The sequence below is a fragment of the Micromonospora sp. NPDC005367 genome (assembly GCF_040606825.1).
GTDB lineage: Bacteria > Actinomycetota > Actinomycetes > Mycobacteriales > Micromonosporaceae > Micromonospora.
The window spans coordinates 13,411-29,303 of sequence record NZ_JBEXFP010000001.1; the positions used below are offsets into that span (position 1 = coordinate 13,411).

General features: G+C 71.5%; 16 protein-coding genes. 2 read left to right on the forward strand and 14 right to left on the reverse strand.

Features of this window, described 5'->3' with window-relative positions:
- Position 1 precedes the first annotated feature (1 nt).
- The 8 genes from atpA to glyA all read right to left on the reverse strand — a co-directional run bounded on the left by atpA (position 2) and on the right by glyA (position 6,444).
- Positions 2-1,654 carry a F0F1 ATP synthase subunit alpha gene (gene atpA, locus ABZS42_RS00065; RefSeq protein WP_355140867.1) on the reverse strand — a complete coding sequence of 551 codons (1,653 nt, stop codon included), beginning with the start codon at positions 1,652-1,654 and terminating at the stop codon, positions 2-4.
- Between the two features lie 93 nt (positions 1,655-1,747).
- Positions 1,748-2,569 carry a F0F1 ATP synthase subunit delta gene (locus ABZS42_RS00070; protein ID WP_355140869.1) on the reverse strand — a complete coding sequence of 274 codons (822 nt, stop codon included), beginning with the start codon at positions 2,567-2,569 and terminating at the stop codon, positions 1,748-1,750.
- A complete protein-coding gene (locus ABZS42_RS00075; RefSeq protein ID WP_355140871.1) occupies positions 2,569-3,108 on the reverse strand; it encodes a F0F1 ATP synthase subunit B in 540 nt (179 codons plus the stop codon). Before ABZS42_RS00075 ends, ABZS42_RS00070 begins: the two co-directional genes overlap by 1 nt.
- A gap of 27 nt (positions 3,109-3,135) precedes the next feature.
- Complete coding sequence (locus ABZS42_RS00080; protein WP_355140873.1) at positions 3,136-3,372, reverse strand: ATP synthase F0 subunit C; 237 nt, start codon at positions 3,370-3,372, stop codon at positions 3,136-3,138.
- A 67-nt stretch (positions 3,373-3,439) separates the two neighbouring features.
- Positions 3,440-4,237 carry a F0F1 ATP synthase subunit A gene (gene atpB, locus ABZS42_RS00085; protein WP_355140875.1) on the reverse strand — a complete coding sequence of 266 codons (798 nt, stop codon included), beginning with the start codon at positions 4,235-4,237 and terminating at the stop codon, positions 3,440-3,442.
- 11 nt (positions 4,238-4,248) lie between these two features.
- Complete coding sequence (locus ABZS42_RS00090; RefSeq protein ID WP_355140877.1) at positions 4,249-4,485, reverse strand: AtpZ/AtpI family protein; 237 nt, start codon at positions 4,483-4,485, stop codon at positions 4,249-4,251.
- Positions 4,486-4,730: 245 nt separating this feature from the next.
- Positions 4,731-5,162: a hypothetical protein gene (locus ABZS42_RS00095; RefSeq protein ID WP_355140879.1), complete on the reverse strand. Its 432-nt coding sequence runs from the start codon at positions 5,160-5,162 to the stop codon at positions 4,731-4,733.
- On the reverse strand, positions 5,155-6,444 hold the full coding sequence (gene glyA, locus ABZS42_RS00100) for a serine hydroxymethyltransferase (RefSeq protein ID WP_355140881.1): 1,290 nt from the start codon (positions 6,442-6,444) through the stop codon (positions 5,155-5,157). The genes ABZS42_RS00095 and glyA overlap by 8 nt, the downstream gene beginning before the upstream one ends.
- A gap of 35 nt (positions 6,445-6,479) precedes the next feature.
- Between glyA and ABZS42_RS00105 the strand changes: the two genes are divergently transcribed.
- Positions 6,480-7,967 carry an SDR family oxidoreductase gene (locus ABZS42_RS00105; protein ID WP_355140883.1) on the forward strand — a complete coding sequence of 496 codons (1,488 nt, stop codon included), beginning with the start codon at positions 6,480-6,482 and terminating at the stop codon, positions 7,965-7,967.
- On the opposite strand, the gene ABZS42_RS00110 is transcribed toward ABZS42_RS00105, so the two are convergent.
- The 4 genes from ABZS42_RS00110 to prmC all read right to left on the reverse strand — a co-directional run bounded on the left by ABZS42_RS00110 (position 7,942) and on the right by prmC (position 12,365).
- Positions 7,942-10,053 carry a transglycosylase domain-containing protein gene (locus ABZS42_RS00110; RefSeq protein ID WP_355140885.1) on the reverse strand — a complete coding sequence of 704 codons (2,112 nt, stop codon included), beginning with the start codon at positions 10,051-10,053 and terminating at the stop codon, positions 7,942-7,944. The two genes, ABZS42_RS00105 and ABZS42_RS00110, sit on opposite strands and share 26 nt — an antisense overlap.
- A gap of 111 nt (positions 10,054-10,164) precedes the next feature.
- Positions 10,165-10,776, reverse strand: a complete 612-nt coding sequence (locus ABZS42_RS00115; RefSeq protein WP_355140887.1) for a phosphotyrosine protein phosphatase — start codon at positions 10,774-10,776, stop codon at positions 10,165-10,167.
- Positions 10,777-11,418, reverse strand: a complete 642-nt coding sequence (locus ABZS42_RS00120; RefSeq protein WP_076472249.1) for an L-threonylcarbamoyladenylate synthase — start codon at positions 11,416-11,418, stop codon at positions 10,777-10,779.
- Positions 11,418-12,365 carry a peptide chain release factor N(5)-glutamine methyltransferase gene (gene prmC / locus ABZS42_RS00125; protein WP_355140889.1) on the reverse strand — a complete coding sequence of 316 codons (948 nt, stop codon included), beginning with the start codon at positions 12,363-12,365 and terminating at the stop codon, positions 11,418-11,420. Before prmC ends, ABZS42_RS00120 begins: the two co-directional genes overlap by 1 nt.
- 73 nt (positions 12,366-12,438) lie before the next feature.
- Here prmC and ABZS42_RS00130 point away from each other — a divergent pair, with 73 nt between their 5' ends.
- Positions 12,439-13,989, forward strand: a complete 1,551-nt coding sequence (locus ABZS42_RS00130; RefSeq protein ID WP_355140891.1) for a GGDEF domain-containing protein — start codon at positions 12,439-12,441, stop codon at positions 13,987-13,989.
- 164 nt (positions 13,990-14,153) lie between these two features.
- Here the strand turns inward: ABZS42_RS00130 and prfA are convergent, their stop codons facing one another.
- A complete protein-coding gene (gene prfA / locus ABZS42_RS00135; protein WP_350786249.1) occupies positions 14,154-15,242 on the reverse strand; it encodes a peptide chain release factor 1 in 1,089 nt (362 codons plus the stop codon).
- A 144-nt stretch (positions 15,243-15,386) separates the two neighbouring features.
- The gene (gene rpmE / locus ABZS42_RS00140) at positions 15,387-15,611 is read right to left on the reverse strand and encodes a 50S ribosomal protein L31 (protein ID WP_076471955.1); all 225 of its coding nucleotides are present in this window, start codon (positions 15,609-15,611) and stop codon (positions 15,387-15,389) included.
- Positions 15,612-15,893 lie beyond the last annotated feature (282 nt).

The following is a 15,893-nucleotide window of genomic DNA, read 5'->3' on the forward strand; positions in this document are numbered from 1 at the left end:
ATCAGCTCTCGGCCGGGCGGTCGGTCGCGCTGTCGCGGAAGCGGGTCACCGTCTCGCGGTTCTCGTCACCCTCCAGCGGCGCGGCCGGCGCGTCGTTGACCCGACGCTCGTCCTCCTTGCCGAGGAAGACCTGCTTGAACTCGGTGATGGCCGCGTCCAGCGAGCCGATGATGTCGTCGTCCCACTTGTTGTCGGCGATCCCGGCCAGGATGCCCACGTGCTTGTGCCGCAGGTACTGGAGGAACTCCGACTCGAAGCGCCGGATCTCACCCACCGGGATGTCGTCCAGCTTGCCCTCGGTGCCGGCCCAGACCGAGACGACCTGCTCCTGCACCGGGTACGGCGAGTAGTTCGACTGCTTGAGCAGCTCGACCAGGCGGGAACCGCGGTCCAGCTGGGCCCGGGAGGCCTTGTCCAGGTCGGAGGCGAAGGCCGCGAACGCCTCCAGCTCGCGGTACTGGGCCAGGTTCAGCCGCAGCGAGCCGGCAACCTTCTTCATCGGCTTCACCTGCGCGGCGCCACCGACCCGGGAGACCGACGTGCCGACGTTGATGGCCGGACGCACGCCCTGGTTGAACAGGTCGGTCTCGAGGAAGATCTGGCCGTCGGTGATCGAGATGACGTTGGTCGGGATGAAGGCCGAGATGTCGCTGGCCTTCGTTTCGATGATCGGCAGACCGGTCATCGAGCCGCCACCCAACTCGTCGGAGAGCTTCGCACAGCGCTCCAGCAGGCGGGAGTGCAGGTAGAAGACGTCACCCGGGTACGCCTCGCGGCCCGGCGGGCGGCGCAGCAGCAGCGACACGGCGCGGTACGCCTCGGCCTGCTTGCTCAGGTCGTCGAAAACGATCAGGACGTGCTTGCCGCCGTACATCCAGTGCTGCCCGATGGAGGAGCCGGTGTAGGGGGCGATGTACTTGAAGCCGGCCGGGTCCGATGCCGGGGACGCCACGATGGTGGTGTACTCCATCGCACCCGCCTCCTCCAGCTGGCCCTTGATCGAGGCGATCGTGGAGGCCTTCTGGCCGATGGCGACGTAGATGCAGCGGACCTGCTTCTTCGGGTCGCCGGAGCGCCAGTTCTCCCGCTGGTTGAGGATGGCGTCCAGGGCGACCGTGGTCTTGCCGGTCTTCCGGTCACCGATGATCAGCTGCCGCTGGCCCCGGCCGATCGGCGTCATGGCGTCGATCGCCTTGATGCCGGTCTGCAGCGGCTCGAACACCGACTGCCGGGCCGTCACGTTCGGAGCCTGCAGCTCCAGCTCGCGGTAGCCCTCGTCGGCGATGTCGCCGAGGGCGTCGATCGGCTGACCGAGCGCGTTGACCACGCGGCCGAGGAAGGCATCGCCGACCGGCACGGAGAGCACCCGGTCGGTGCGCTTGACCCGCTGCCCCTCCTCCAGCTTGGCGGAGTCGCCGAGAACGACGACACCGATCTCCCGGACGTCGAGGTTCAGCGCCACGCCGAGCGTGCCGTCCTCGAACTCCAGCAGCTCGTTGGTCTTGGTCGAAGGCAGGCCCTCGACGTGGGCGATGCCGTCGCCGGTGTCGGAGACGGTGCCGACCTCCTCGCGGGAGACGTCGGTCGAGTAGGAGGAGACGTAGCGCTCCAGGGCGCCGCGGATCTCGTCCGTCGAGATGGTCAGCTCGGCCATCCTCTGCTTCCTTATGTATCAGGGGCCCGGGATACCTAGTACCGACCGGTCCGAGTGGCGTCTGTCGTTGAGGGCGCTGTGCGGCTGAGCCGGTCAGCGCTTCGCGAGCGCGTTGCGGGTCTCGTTGAGGCGGCGCAGGACGGTGCCGTCGTACAGGTCGGAACCGACCCGCACGCTCACGCCACCCAGGACGTCGGGGTTCACCGTCTGTCGCACGGATACCTCCCGACCGTATATCGCGGAGAGTCGAGCGCCCAGCCGCTGCTCCTCCTCGTCACTCAACGGGGCCGCCACGGTCACGTACGCGACCTGTCGGTCCCGCCGGTCAGCGGAGAGCTCGACCAGCCGGGTGAGCGCCCCGCTGAAGGAGCGACCGCCGAAGCCACCGAGCGCGACCCCGACGAGGTAGCCGGTGACCGGCCGGGCCTTGCCGACGAGAAGCTGGTCGACCAGGGTGGCCCGCTGCTCGGCCGGCACCATCGGGTCGGAGAGCGCGCTGGACAGCTCCGGGGAACCGGAGACGACCTGCCCGAAGCGGAACAGCTCGTCCTCGACCTCGCTCAGCTCGCCGGCGGAGTCGGCGCTGGCCAGCAGCGCCTCCACGCCCAGCAGCTCGGCGCCGTCGAGCAGTTCGGACGGCGCCGACCACCGGCCCGAGACCAGAGCGGTGAGCAGTGTCAGCGCGTCCGCGCCGATCTTGCCGCGAAGCATCCCCTCGAGCAGCCCGGACCGGTCCTCGCCGGACCGAGCCGGGTCGGAGAGCGCCCGGCGCAGCCGCGGCTCGCGCCGCAGCAGGGCGGCGACGGAGAGGATGTCGTCGGCGGTGGCGGCCACCGCCGACGGCTCCGCGCCGCGGACGTACTCGTCGAGGCGCTCGGCCGCGATCTTGTACGACTCCCGGCTGGCGGCCTGCATCAGCGGGCCCCCGTGCTCTCGAGGCTGTCCAGGAACCGGTCGACGGTGCCCTTGCGACGCGCCTCGTCAGCGAGCGACTCACCGACGATCTTGCTGGCCAGGTCGACCGCGATCGTGCCGACCTCGGCGCGCAGCTCGCGCACGATGGTGGCCCGCTCGGCGGCGAGCTGGTCCTTACCGGCCTGGATGACCCGGTCGGCCTCCTCCCGCGCCTTGGCGAGGATGTCCTGCCGGATGCCCTCGGCGTCGGCCCGGGCGTCGTCACGGATCTTGGCGGCGTCGGTACGCGCCTCGGCGAGCTGCGCGCGGTACTGCTCGAGCAGCTGGTTCGCCTCGGCCTGCGCTGCCTCGGCGCGCTTGATGCCACCCTCGATGGCGTCGACCCGGGCCTGGAACGTCTGCTCCATGCGCGGGAAGACGAACTTCATCAGTACGAAGCAGAGAATGATGAAGGCGATGCCACCGACCACGATCTCCTGCCAGAGCGGAAGGATCGGGTTGTGGATCGTCTCACCACCCTCAGCGGCGCGGAAGTACATGGAAGACCTCCCGGTCGAAGGGCGGGATTAAGCGCCCTGCCAGACGAAGCCGAATGCGACACCCAGCAGGGCGAGCGCCTCGATGACGGCGAAGCCGATCCAGACGTACGGCAGGGTGATCCGCGACGACTCCGGCTGGCGGGCGGTCGACTGGATGTAGGCGGCGAAGACCAGGCCGACGCCGATGCCCGGGCCGATGGCGGCGAGGCCGTAGCCGATGGCGGCGGTGCTGCCCTCTACCGCGGCGAGAACGCTAGCGTCCATTGGTGTGGTTCCTCCTGGTTATCACGCGTGACTCTCACGCGGGACGACAACGGTTGGTGCGAGTGGATCAGTGTTCCTCGGCGAGCGCGCCCTGCACGTAGCTGGCGGTCAGCACCGTGAAGACGTATGCCTGCAGCACGATCACCAGGAACTCGAGGAAAGTGAGCGCCACGGTCATCACCCAGGACAGGACCGAGATCGGCGCCAGCAGGGCGTTGGCGTTGAGCATCGCGAAGCCGCCGAGCGTGAACACCAGCAGGAGCATGTGGCCGGCGAACATGTTCGCGAAGAGACGGACGGCGAGCGAGAACGGCCGGACCAGGAAGGTCGAGAACGCCTCGATCGGGATCAGCAGCGGCAGGATGTACCACGGCGCCGGTGGAATGAGGGACCGCTTGAAGTAGCCGCCGAAACCGTGCTTCTTGATGCCGACCCAGTTGAAGAGCACGTAGCTGATCGCGGCGAGGAAGGCCGGGAAGGCGATGTGCGAGTTCGGTGAGATCTGGAAGAACGGCACGATCGCGAAGAAGTTCGTCAGCAGCACGAAGCAGAAGAGCGTCGTGAAGTACGGCGCGAACCGCACACCCTGGTGCCCGATCATGTCGACCGCGATGTTGTTGCGCACGAAGCCGTAGATGGACTCGGCGAGCCACTGCTTCTTGGTGGGCACCAGCTGCGGCTTGCGGTAGGTCAGCAGGAAGAACAGGATCAGGATCCCGACCGCCAGCCACACCATGAACGTGACCTTGGTGAACCAGTAGTTGTTGTGCGCGCCCCACGGGGCGATGCTGGGCAGGTAGAAGTCCTCCACGCTGGGTGGGAAATTAACCTCGCCCTGTGCCAGGACGTTCGACTGTCCGAACACCGCGTCCCTTCCTATTTAGGCGTGCCGAGGTTACGGATGACCAGGACGACGCCCCCAGCCATGCCGAGCACGATCCCGATGCCGGTGGCGATGCCCCCGGTATCCAGCCATCCGTCAACCAGCCAGCCGATGAAGCCCCACACGAGCATGCCCGCGATCAGGTAGCTGAGCGCGGTCCAACCCTGACCGGCACCGGACGGAACATCATCCGGGCCGCCAGCGCTGGGGGGTTTCTGGTCACCGGCCATGACGGGGCGAACGATATCAGTCGGGGAGAGAAGGCTGTGCCTCACCCCCCGCACAACCTGGTTGTGTGGGACACGGGTGGGCGAAGTCGTCGCGATGCACGCTACTCCCCTTCGGCAGGAGAGAGAATGACCGATCGGGGACACATCGGCGCGCCTTCCGAAGATTGGGACGCCGGCCCCGTCAGCCCGGCGCGCGTCGGGCGTGGACCGCGGTCAGCCCGGCCCGCGTCGGGCGCGGATCGCGGTCAGCCCCGCGCCCGCCGGGCATGGACCGTGGTCAGCCACCAGATGTGCACGGCCGTCCAGACCGCGACTCCGGCGGCGATGCCCAGGCACATCGGGATCAGACCGGGCCAGCCGGTCGAGGCCACCCCGACCATCACGGCGCCGATCACGGTGAACTTCGCGACGTAGAGCGCGAGGCCGAACGGCAGCACCAGCTGCGTGTTACGGGCGTCGGCCCACGCCAGCACCACCGTGGTGAGGCTGTAGCTGATCACCGTGACGGCCACCCCGGCGGCGGCGCCGAGCGCCGCGTCGGCCCCGCCGGTCACCCCGCCGACCACCGCCGCGACCCCGGCGAGCAGCACCGATGCGATCAGCAGCACCGGCAGGTGTCGCAGCCGCCAGCCCCGGTCCTCGGCCGCCCGCTCCACGCGGGCCACGGGCTCAGCCACGGGGGTACGCCGGGAACGTGGCGACCAGGTCGGCCACCTCGGTGCCGATCCGGGCGAGCTCGTCGGTGCCGCCGGCGGCCGCCGGGTCGGTCCGCACGGCCCGCGCGATGAGGCTCGCGATCTGCCGCATCTGAGGCTCCCCCATGCCTTGGGTGGTGACGCTCGGCGTGCCCACGCGGATGCCGGAGGAGACCATCGGCCGTTGCGGGTCGTACGGGATCGCGTTCTTGTTCAAGGTGATCGCTGCGGCGTCGCAGCGCGCCTCCGCGTCCGCACCCGTCACCCCGACCTGTCGCAGATCGATCAGTGCCAGGTGGGTGTCGGTGCCGCCGGAGACGGGGCGCATCCCCTCCTCGGCGAGCCCCGCGGCCAGCGCCTGTGCGTTGCGGATCACCTGTTCGGCGTACCCCTGGAACTCGGGCTGGGCGGCCTCGCGCAGCGCCACCGCCTTGGCCGCGACGGCGTGCATGAGCGGGCCGCCCTGCGTGAACGGGAAGACCGCCTTGTCGATCCGCTGGGCCAGCGACTCCCGGCAGAGGATCATGCCGCCGCGCGGGCCGCGGAGCACCTTGTGGGTGGTGCAGCTGACCACGTCGGCGTACGGCACCGGCGACGGAATCGCCTTGCCGGCGACGAGCCCGATGAAGTGGGCGGCGTCCACCATGAGGTACGCGTCGACCTCGTCGGCGATTTCCCGGAACTTCGCGAAGTCGATCAGCCGGGAGTACGCGGTCGCGCCACAGATGATCATCTTCGGCCGGTGTGCCCGGGCCAGATCCCGCACCTCGTCGTAGTCGATCAGCTCGGTGTCGCGCCGGACGGTGTAGCCCACCGCGGCGAACCACTTGCCGGAGAAGTTCACCCGGCTGCCGTGGGTCAGGTGCCCACCGTGCGGCAGGTCCATGGCGAGCACCGTGTCGCCGGGCTGCACCAGGGCCGCGTACGTGGCCAGGTTGGCGCTCGCCCCGGAGTGCGGCTGGAGGTTGGCGTGGTCGGCGCCGAACAGCCCCTTCGCCCGGGCGACGCCGACCTCCTCGGCCCGGTCCACCTCGGCGCAGCCGCCGTAGTAGCGCCGCCCCGGGTAGCCCTCGGCGTACTTGTTGGTGAGCGTCGAGCCGAGCGCGGCGAGCACGGCGGGCGAGGTGAGGTTCTCGCTGGCGATCAGTTGCAGTCCGCCCCGCAGCCGGTCCAGCTCGCCGAGCACCACGCCGGCGATCTCCGGGTCGGTGGCGCGGAGCTGCTCGAAATCCGGCCCCCAAAAGGTGCTCGTCACGGTGTCCACGACGAAGCAGTCTATGGGGCCGCAGACTGGACAACGTGAGATGCCTGGTCACCGGTGCGACCGGTTACATCGGTGGACGGCTCGCGCCCCGGCTGCTGGCCGAGGGGTACCAGGTGCGTTGCCTGGCCCGTCACGCCGGCCGGCTGCGCGACGTGCCCTGGGCCGCGGCCGCGGAGATCGCCGAAGGCGACCTGCGGCGGCCCGAGACGCTGCCGGCCGTGTTCGCGGGTGTGGACACGGCCTACTACCTGGTGCACTCGCTCGGGCAGGCCGGTTTCGAGACGACCGATCGAGAAGCCGCCGAGTCCTTCGCCGCGGCGGCCCGGACCGCCGGCGTACGCCGCATCATCTATCTCGGCGGGCCCCAGCCGGCGCAGGACGAGGCGTCGCCCCACCTGCGTTCCCGGGCCGAGGTCGGGCGGGTCCTGCTGGCCAGTGGCGTGCCGACGGCGGTGCTCCGGGCCGCGGTGATCATCGGGTCCGGCTCGGCCTCGTTCGAGATGCTGCGCTACCTGACCGAGCGCCTGCCGGCCATGACGACACCACGCTGGGTACGCAACCGGATCCAGCCGATCGCGGTCGAGGACGTACTGCACTACCTCGTCCGCTGCGTCGACCTGCCGCCCGAGGTCAACCGCGCCTTCGACATCGGCGGGCCGGACGTGCTCACCTTCAGCGACATGATCCAACGCTACGCCCGGGTGGCCGGGCTGCGGCGGCGGATCATCCTGCCGGTCCGGCCGCTGAGCCCGGCGCTGTCGTCGTACTGGGTCGGGCTCGTCACGCCGGTGCCGAACGCGATCGCCCGGCCGCTGGTGGAGAGCCTGATCCACGAGGCGGTCGCCCACGAGCACGACATCGCCGCGTACGTTCCCGACCCACCCGAGGGGCTGACCGGCTTCGACCGGGCGATCGAGCTGGCCCTGGCCCGGGTACGCGACGCCCAGGTGGCGACCCGCTGGTCGACCGCGAGCGGCCCGTACGCCCCGGCCGAACCGTTGCCGAGCGACCCGCGGTGGTCCGGCGGCACCGCGTACACCGACCTGCGGGAAAGTGTCGTGGACGCTCCGCCGGAGGCGCTCTGGCGGATCATCGAGGGCGTCGGCGGCGAGCACGGTTGGTACTCGTTCCCGCTCGCCTGGTCGGTGCGGGGCTGGTTCGACCGGCTGATCGGCGGGGTGGGGCTGCGCCGCGGGCGTCGCGACCCGCACCGGCTCCAGATCGGCGAGGCGTTGGACTTCTGGCGGGTCGAGGAGATCGAACCCGGCAAGCTGCTACGGCTGCGCGCGGAGATGCGGCTGCCCGGCCGGGCCTGGCTGGAGATGCGGGCGCTGCCGACCGACGGTGGGCGCAGCCGGTACCGGCAGCGCGCGGTGTTCCTGCCGCGCGGGCTCGCCGGGCACGCCTACTGGGGTGCCGTGGCGCCGTTCCACGCGGTGGTCTTCGGCGGTATGGCCCGCAACATCGCCCGCGGCGCGGAGCGGGAGGCCGCCGCCGTCAGTTCCCGTTCCGCGGGCCGGTGATCTCGTAGGCGATCCGCTCACTCGGTGGCACGAAGTCGCGTACCGGCTGGTCGCGCAGCCCGAACGAGAGCACCTCGCCGACCGCCCGCGCCATCTGGGCCTGCACCGCCTGACCGACCGCGTCCCGGGGGTCCTCCGGATTCGCGGCCATCGAGGCGACCGCGAGCTGCGGCGTGAAGGCCACCACCGTCTCCGTCTCGTACCGCTCGGAGCTGCCCGTCTTGCCGGCCACCGGCCGACCCAGCTGCGCGCGCAGGCCCTCAGCGGTCCCACCGTCGCACCGGTTGTACATCGACTGGTCGCCGACCGGGCAGCGGGCCGCGTCGACGGCCGCCCGTGCCACGTCGGTGTCCAGCGCCTGGCGGCAGGCCGGCCGGGCCGCCTCGACCGGCCGGCCGGACGAGTCGGTGATCGACACCACCGGCAGCGGGGCGCACCAGGTCCCCTCGGCCGCCACCGTGGCGTACGCGTTCGCGAGGTCGAGCGGCGTGGTGGCGGAGACGCCGAGGGTGAACGGTCCCCACTGCTTGGCGCCGCTCTCGGCGAGCCGGGCGTCGGACTGGGCTCGGAACACGATGCCCAGCCGCTCGGCCATCTCCACCGCCCGATCGGCGCCGACCCGCTCGATCAGCCAGGCGAAGTACGTGTTGACCGAGTTGCCGAAGGCACTCCACATGTCGTGCCTGCCGTCGACCGACGACGAGGAGTTCTGCGGGCACCAGCGGCCGTCGCAGCTCGCCTCCCCCGTCGCGGGGTAGCCGGTGATCAGACGGCCGGGCGCGTCGTACTCGGTCCGCAGGGGCAGGCCGGACTCCAGCGCGGCGAGCATGGTGAAGAGTTTGAAGGTGGAGCCGCCCTGGTAGCCGTTGATGGCCCCGCCCCCGGCCACCAGCTGGTTGACGGTGTTCGGGTGGTTCTTCTGCCCGTTCGGGTTGTCGGCGACGCTGTAGACGCGGTTCACCGCCATGGCGAGCACCCGGCCGGTGCCGGGCTGGACGACTGCGGTCGGCGCCGCGCGGCGGTCGGTCGTCGGGTAGATCCGCAGAATCTGCTCGACCGTGGTGCGCTGCACGGCGGGGTCGAGCGAGGAGACGATCGAGAACCCGCCCCGCCGCAGGGTCTGCTGCCGCTGGTCGGCGGTGGCCCCGAAAGCGGGCTGGGAACTCCACCAGCGGGTGAACCAGTCGCAGAAGAATCCCCAGTCGTTGTGCTCCTCGGGCACCGCCGTGCAATCGTTCGGCGTCTCGCTGGGGCGCAGCTTCAGCGGCTCGGCGTTGGCGCGCGCCGCCTGCTCGGGCGGGACCTGACCGGACTCCACCAGCCGCTGCAGCACGTACGACCGGCGGCCGAGCGCGGCGTTCGAGTCGCCGTTGATCGGCTCGTCGGTGTGCGGTGACTGGACCAGGCCGGCGAGCAACGCCGCCTCGGACAGGGTCAGGTCGGCCGGCGCCTTGGAGAAGAATCGTTTGCTCGCCGCCGCGATCCCGTACGCCCCGGCGCCGAAGTACGCGATGTTGAGGTAGCGGCTGAGGATCTCCTCCTTGTCGAGCTCCCGCTCGAGGGCGAGCGCGTACCGCATCTCCTGCACCTTGCGGGCGGCACTCACCTCGGTGGCCGCCCGGCGCTGCTCCGCGGAGAGGCGAGGGTCGGTGCTCAGCACGTTGCGGACGTACTGCATCGTCAGCGTGGACGCGCCCTGCCGGGTCTCACCGTCGCGCTGGTTGACCGTGAAGGCGCGTGCCACGCCGCGCAGGTCCACCCCGCGGTGCTGGTAGAAGCGGGTGTCCTCGGCGGCCACGATGGCCTGCCGCATCACCGGCGCCACCTCGCGCAGCGGCACGTCCACCCGGTCCTCCTGGTAGAAGGACGTGATCAGCGTGGTGCCGTCGTTGGCGTAGAGGTTGGAGCGCTGTGCGGGCGGCGACGTGCGCAGCGTGTTGGGCAGCTCCGAGTAGGGAGTGGAGAGCGCGCTGAAGCCGATTCCGAACACGAGCGCGACCGGCAGGGCCGCTCCCGCCAACACCAGACCGGCGAGCACGCCGGCGATCAACACGGTCAGCACTTTGTCGAGATGGGCCCGGATCATCAGCTTCCCCCGCAGGAGCCGGTCACGCTAGGACCCGTTCAGAATGACCCGAAATGCCCAGTTTCGTCGCCGCTTCGCCCCAAACCCGGAGGAAATTCGCGAGGAGAACGGTCAGGGCACAAGCGCCGCAGCGAGCGGCTGCACCGTCTCCTCGATCTCGTCGGCCACCCGGTTGAAGCACTGGTCACCCCGGCCCCACGGGTCGTCCAGGTCGTCCGTGGTGAGCGGGCCCGCATCGTGGCGGACCGCGTGCGCCGCCGCCACCAACGCCACCCCGCGGGCGTGCACGGCGTCCGGCGAAGCCTCGGCCGCCGGGAGCCCGGCAGCGTCCACCGAGCCCAGCAGCCGGCCGAACTCGCCCAGCACGAAGGTGCGCGCGGCCGCGTCGGGGCGCAGCGCCAGCACGTAGTCCTGCTGGTCGGCGGTCGCCGTGAGGACGAGGTCGGCGGCGTCGATGTGCTCCGAGCGGAGCTTGCGGGCCGCGAACCCCTCGGCGTCGCCGCCCCGGGAGACGACCTGCCGGGCGGCCGGCGGGTTCATCTCCTCACCGGCGTGCCAACCGCCGGTGCCGGCGCTGTGGCTGTACACCAGCTCGTCGGCACCGGCCGGGTCGAGCCCCCGCCGGATCAGCCGGTCCCGCACCGCCAACGCGAGCAGCCGCTCCGCCATCGGCGACCGGCAGATGTTGCCCATGCAGACGTGCAGCACGGTGAACGGCGGCACCTAGACCCCCTCGACGATGTCCGGCACCACGTCGCGCAGCTTCTCCAGCGGAATCGCGCCCAGACGCAGGACCTGCGGCACCTCGCCGGTGAGGTCCACGATCGTGCTCGGCACCGGGTCCGGGCAGGGACCCGCCTCCAGGTACGCGCGCACCGAGTAGCCCAGCTGGTCGCGGGCCTCCTCGGCGGTGAGCGCGGACGGCTGGCCTGTCTTGTTGGCCGACGAGACGGCCATCGGCCCGGTCTCCCGCAGCACCTCCAGCGCCACCGGGTGCAGCGGCATCCGCACGGCCACCGTGCCGGTCTTGTCACCGAGATCCCACTGCAGGCTCGGCGAGTGCTCGATCACGATGGTGAGCGCGCCCGGCCAGAACGCCTCGACCAGATCACGGGCCTCGCGCGGCAGCGAGAGAACCAAGCCGTCCAAGGTCTGCCGGGAACCGATCAGCACCGGCGGCGGCATCTGCCGACCCCGGCCCTTGGCATCCAGCAGCGCCTTCACGGCGTACGGGGTGAACGCGTCCGCGCCGATGCCGTAAACGGTGTCCGTCGGCAGGACGACCAGTTCTCCGTTCTTGACCGCCTCGATGGCCGCGGCGATGCCGCGGTCCCGATCGGCGGGCGACCGGCAGTCGTAGAGCATCACGAGGAGCCAGTCTGCCACGCCGGCCCGAGGTCGGGACGGCGGCGGTCCGCACGTCGGGACGCGGTGGCGAACCGGGGCCGCCCGGTGAGGTCCCGATGCTCGGTCACGGCCGCGAACCGGCCGTCGGCGACGAGCAGCGCCGGCACGTCCGCGCCGTGCGTGTCGTCGTGCTCGATGCCGAGCATCCCGCCCGGCCGCAGCAGCTCCCCCGCCCGGGCGATCACCGGACGGATCACCGACAGCCCGTCCACGCCGCCGAAGACCGCCTCCGCCGGGTCGTACCCGGCCACCTCCGGCGCCACCACCGTGTCCGCGGGCACGTACGGCGGGTTGCACAACAGCACGTCGACCCGGCCGACCAGGTCGTCGAGCAGGTCGGGGGCGGTGACATCCGCCGCCACCACCTCGATCGGCCGGTCCCCCGCCGTGGCCCGCTCCCCCGCGTTGCGGCGCAGCCAGTCCAGCGCCGCCGGGGAGCGCTCGACCGCGACGACCCGGGCCGCCGGCAGTTCCTGCGCCACCGCGAGGGCGATCGCGCCCGAGCCGCTGCACAGGTCCACCACCAGCGGCGCGTCCCGGTCCCGGGCCTGCTCGATGCCCCAGCCGGCCAGCAGCTCTGTCTCCGGCCTGGGCACGAAGACGCCCGGCCCGACCGCCAACTCCAGCCGCCGGAACGCGGCGCTGCCGGTGAGATGCTGCAACGGTTCACGGGCCGCCCGGCGGGCCACCAAGGCATCGAGGGTGGCAAGCTGGCCGGCGTCGAACCCGTCGGCGAGGGCCAACCGGCCGCGCGGCACCTCCAGCACGTACGCGGCCAGCAGTTCCGCCTCGGTCCGGGCGGCCTCCACCCCGGCTTCGGCGAGGATCCGGGTCGCCCGCAGCACGGCGGTCGATGGCCGGATCCGGTTCGTCCCTTCGGGGGGGTGTTGCGGCTCGATGGTCACGACATAATCATGAAGCGTCGCGGGGCACATCACGAGCGGGTGCGTACAGGCGCATGCCGACAGGAGGTCGCTGGTGGGTTGGCTCGACCGGGTCGAAGACCAGGTTGACGCGCTGACGCAGTCGAGGGCGTTGCAGGAGGCGAGCCGGTCCGCCGAGGCGTACACCGTGCTGGAACGGGTCCTACGCACCACAACCGATCCGCGCACCCGCGCCGACGCCATGGTGCAGCGGCTCTCCGCGCTGATCAATCTGGGCCGCACCGCCGAGTTCACCCGCGCCATCGAGGAGGCCTCGGCGGCCGTACGCGACCTCGCCGAGCCCTACCTGCACGGACACGTCAACGCGCTGGCCGCGCTCGCCGCCCACCACCAGGGCGCGCTCGACCGCTGCGTCACCCACCTGGTCAAGGCCGCCCGCGCGCTCGGCGCCGTCGACGACCCGGACCGCGACACCGCCTGGGGCTGGCACGACCTGGCGATGGCGTACTCCTACCTCAGCTTCCACGGTTATGCCCTCGGGGCGATCGAGCGGGCCCGCCAGCTGGGCATGGCCGCCGGCATACCCGAGGAGACGTTCGCCGCCCCGGGCATCCGCCTGCGCAACGCCGTCGCGCTCGACCACAACGGAGACAGCGACGGCTGCCTGCGGGTGCTGCGCGACGTGGCGAGCGACCTCGCCCGTTTCCTGCGCGGCGGGCGGGCCGGCCAGCTGCGCCCCAGCAGCCTCGCCGCGTACGGCTACGCCGCTGCCCGGCGCGCCGCGCTCGGCGACGCGATCGAACACGGCAGCGACTCCGACCCCACCCGGCTGCTCGCCCACGGTGGCGACAGCGCCCGGGCACGGGACATGCGTGAGCTCGGTCACGTGTGCCTCGCCGTCGCCGCCGGTCGGCCGATCGAGGCGGTGGCCCGGCTGGACACCGTCCGGGTCTCCAGCGAGACGCTCGGGGCGGCCGAGCCGGCCCGGTTACGCAGTATCGCCCTGTCCCGCGCCGGTGACCACGCGCTCGCCCACCGGGCGGACCGGCTGGCGTTCCGGCTCGCGGCACAGCGCAACGACCGGCTGCGGGACGTCTACATCGACGGCATCGCGGCCCGGATCGACCACGAGGAGATGCGCCGGGAGGCCGCCCGTTACGAGGGTGAGGCGCTCACCGACCCGCTGACCGGCCTGCCCAACCGGCGCCGGCTCGAACGCTACATCGCCAGCGTGGTGGCGCGGGGCGAGCAGGTGGTGATCGGGGTCTGCGACCTGGACGGTTTCAAGGCGGTCAACACCCGGCACGGGCACCACTCGGGTGATCTGGTCCTCCAGCGCATCGCCGGAGTGATCAACCGGGTGATGCGCCGGGGCGACTTCGTGGCCCGCTACGGCGGGGACGAATTCGTGGTGGTGCTGCCCGGCGCCGGCATGGGCGAGGCGGCCGAGGTGGCCCGCCGCGTCGGCGCGGCGGTGGCGAGCGAGGACTGGGAGGCACTGGTCCCGGGCACCCCGGTCGGGGTGAGCATCGGCTTCGCCGAGGTCTCCGGCACCGGGCCGGAGCTGCGTGACGCGCTCAGCACCGCCTTCGAGATCGCCGACCGCGAAATGCTCCGAGCCAAAACCCGCCCCCGAGCCTCCTAACCCCCACCCCCACCCCCACCCTCCAACTACCCCCTCCCCCCCACGGTCCCACCCCGGGCCCGCCCTGCGCGTGATCAAGAGGTTCGCGTCAGCAGGGAGATCGAACGTGACGCGAAGCTCTTGATCAACGGGGAGGGGGGCCGGGGAGGGGGGTGGGCTGGGGGTTAGCGGCGGGTTAGTTCGGTGTCGCCCGACAGGCGGGCGGCGCGATCTGCCTCGGCCAGCGCGTCGAGCACACCGTCCAGGTCACCGGCGAGAGCCAGGTCCAGGTTGTACGCGGTGTAGCCGATCCGGTGGTCGGTGATCCGGTTCTGCGGGAAGTTGTACGTGCGGATCCGCTCCGAACGGTCCACCGTGCGCACCTGCGCCTTACGGGCGTCCGAGGCGGCCGCGTCGGCCTGCTCCTGGGCCGCCGCCAGCAGCCGGGCCCGCAGGATCCGCATCGCCTGCTCCCGGTTCTGCAGCTGCGACTTCTCGTTCTGGCAGGACACCACGATGCCGGTCGGCACGTGGGTGATCCGGACCGCCGAATCGGTGGTGTTCACCGACTGCCCGCCTGGCCCGGACGAACGGAACACGTCGATCCGCAGGTCGTTCGGATCGATCGTGACGTCGACGTCCTCCGCCTCCGGCAGCACCAGGACGCCGGCCGCGCTGGTGTGGATGCGGCCCTGCGACTCGGTGACCGGAACCCGCTGCACCCGGTGCACGCCGCCCTCCCACTTGAGGCGGGACCAGACGCCGTTTCCGCCCTCCGGCACACCCTTCGTCTTGATCGCCAGCGAGACGTCCTTCACCCCACCGAGGTCGGAGTCCTGGGCGTCGATCACCTCGACCAACCAGCCGCGGCGCTCCGCGTACCGGGTGTACATCCGCAGCAGGTCGCCGGCGAAGAGCGCCGACTCCTCGCCACCCTCACCCGCCTTGATCTCGACGATCACGTCCTTGGCGTCGTGCGGGTCACGCGGGATCAGCAGCTCCGCCAGCCGCTCCTCCAGCGCCGGCAACGTCACCGCAATCGACTCCGCCTCGGCGGCGAACGACGAATCCTCGGCGGCCAGCTCCCGCGCGGCGGCCAGGTCCGCGCGCGCCTGGGCGAGCTCACCGGCCGCCTTGTGCAGCGGCACCAGCTCGGCGTAGCGGCGACCGACCCGGCGCGCGACGGCCTGGTCGGCGTGGATGGCCGGATCGGCCAACCGCTTCTCCAGGTCCGCGTACTCGTCGAGAAGGGCGGCCAGACGCTCGCTGCTCATGCTGCGGATGCTCCTTCGACGCGGGCGGACGGACGGCGTGCCGGCGGCCAGGGTCCACGCGCGGGCGAGGCGGGTGGAAACCGGCGGGCATACGGACGGCGCCCGCGTCCGGCGGGAAGCCGGACGCGGGCGCCGAACGTGGAGTTACTTGGCCTTCTTGGCCTGAACCTTGGCGTACTTCTGCTGGAACTTCGCGACCCGACCGGCGGTGTCCAGCACGCGCTGCTTACCGGTGTAGAACGGGTGGCAGTCGCTGCAGGTCTCGACGCTGATCACGCCGCCCTTGGCGGTGCTGCGGGTCGTGAACGTGTTGCCGCAGGAGCAGCGGACCTCGGTGGTCACGTACTCCGGGTGGATGTTGGGCTTCATGTCGCCTCGGTCCTTTCGTCGGTGGTCGCCGGGTCGCCGTCGCCACCCGCCGCAAGTACGACGGGCTCAGGCGTGAACCGGAACCGGTGGCCGATTGACCAGTGTGCCATGGGTGCGTGCCCGGCCCCTCATCGGGCGGCCGCGCCGTGCCCGCCGGGCGGTCACGTCGACGGCCTCGCCGGGCCCGTCACCGGGCGCACAGCTGGTCCGGCATCGACAACGCACGGCGTCCCACGGGCATTCCCGTCCGCCCGCCGGGCATTCACCGGCACGCGACCCGCG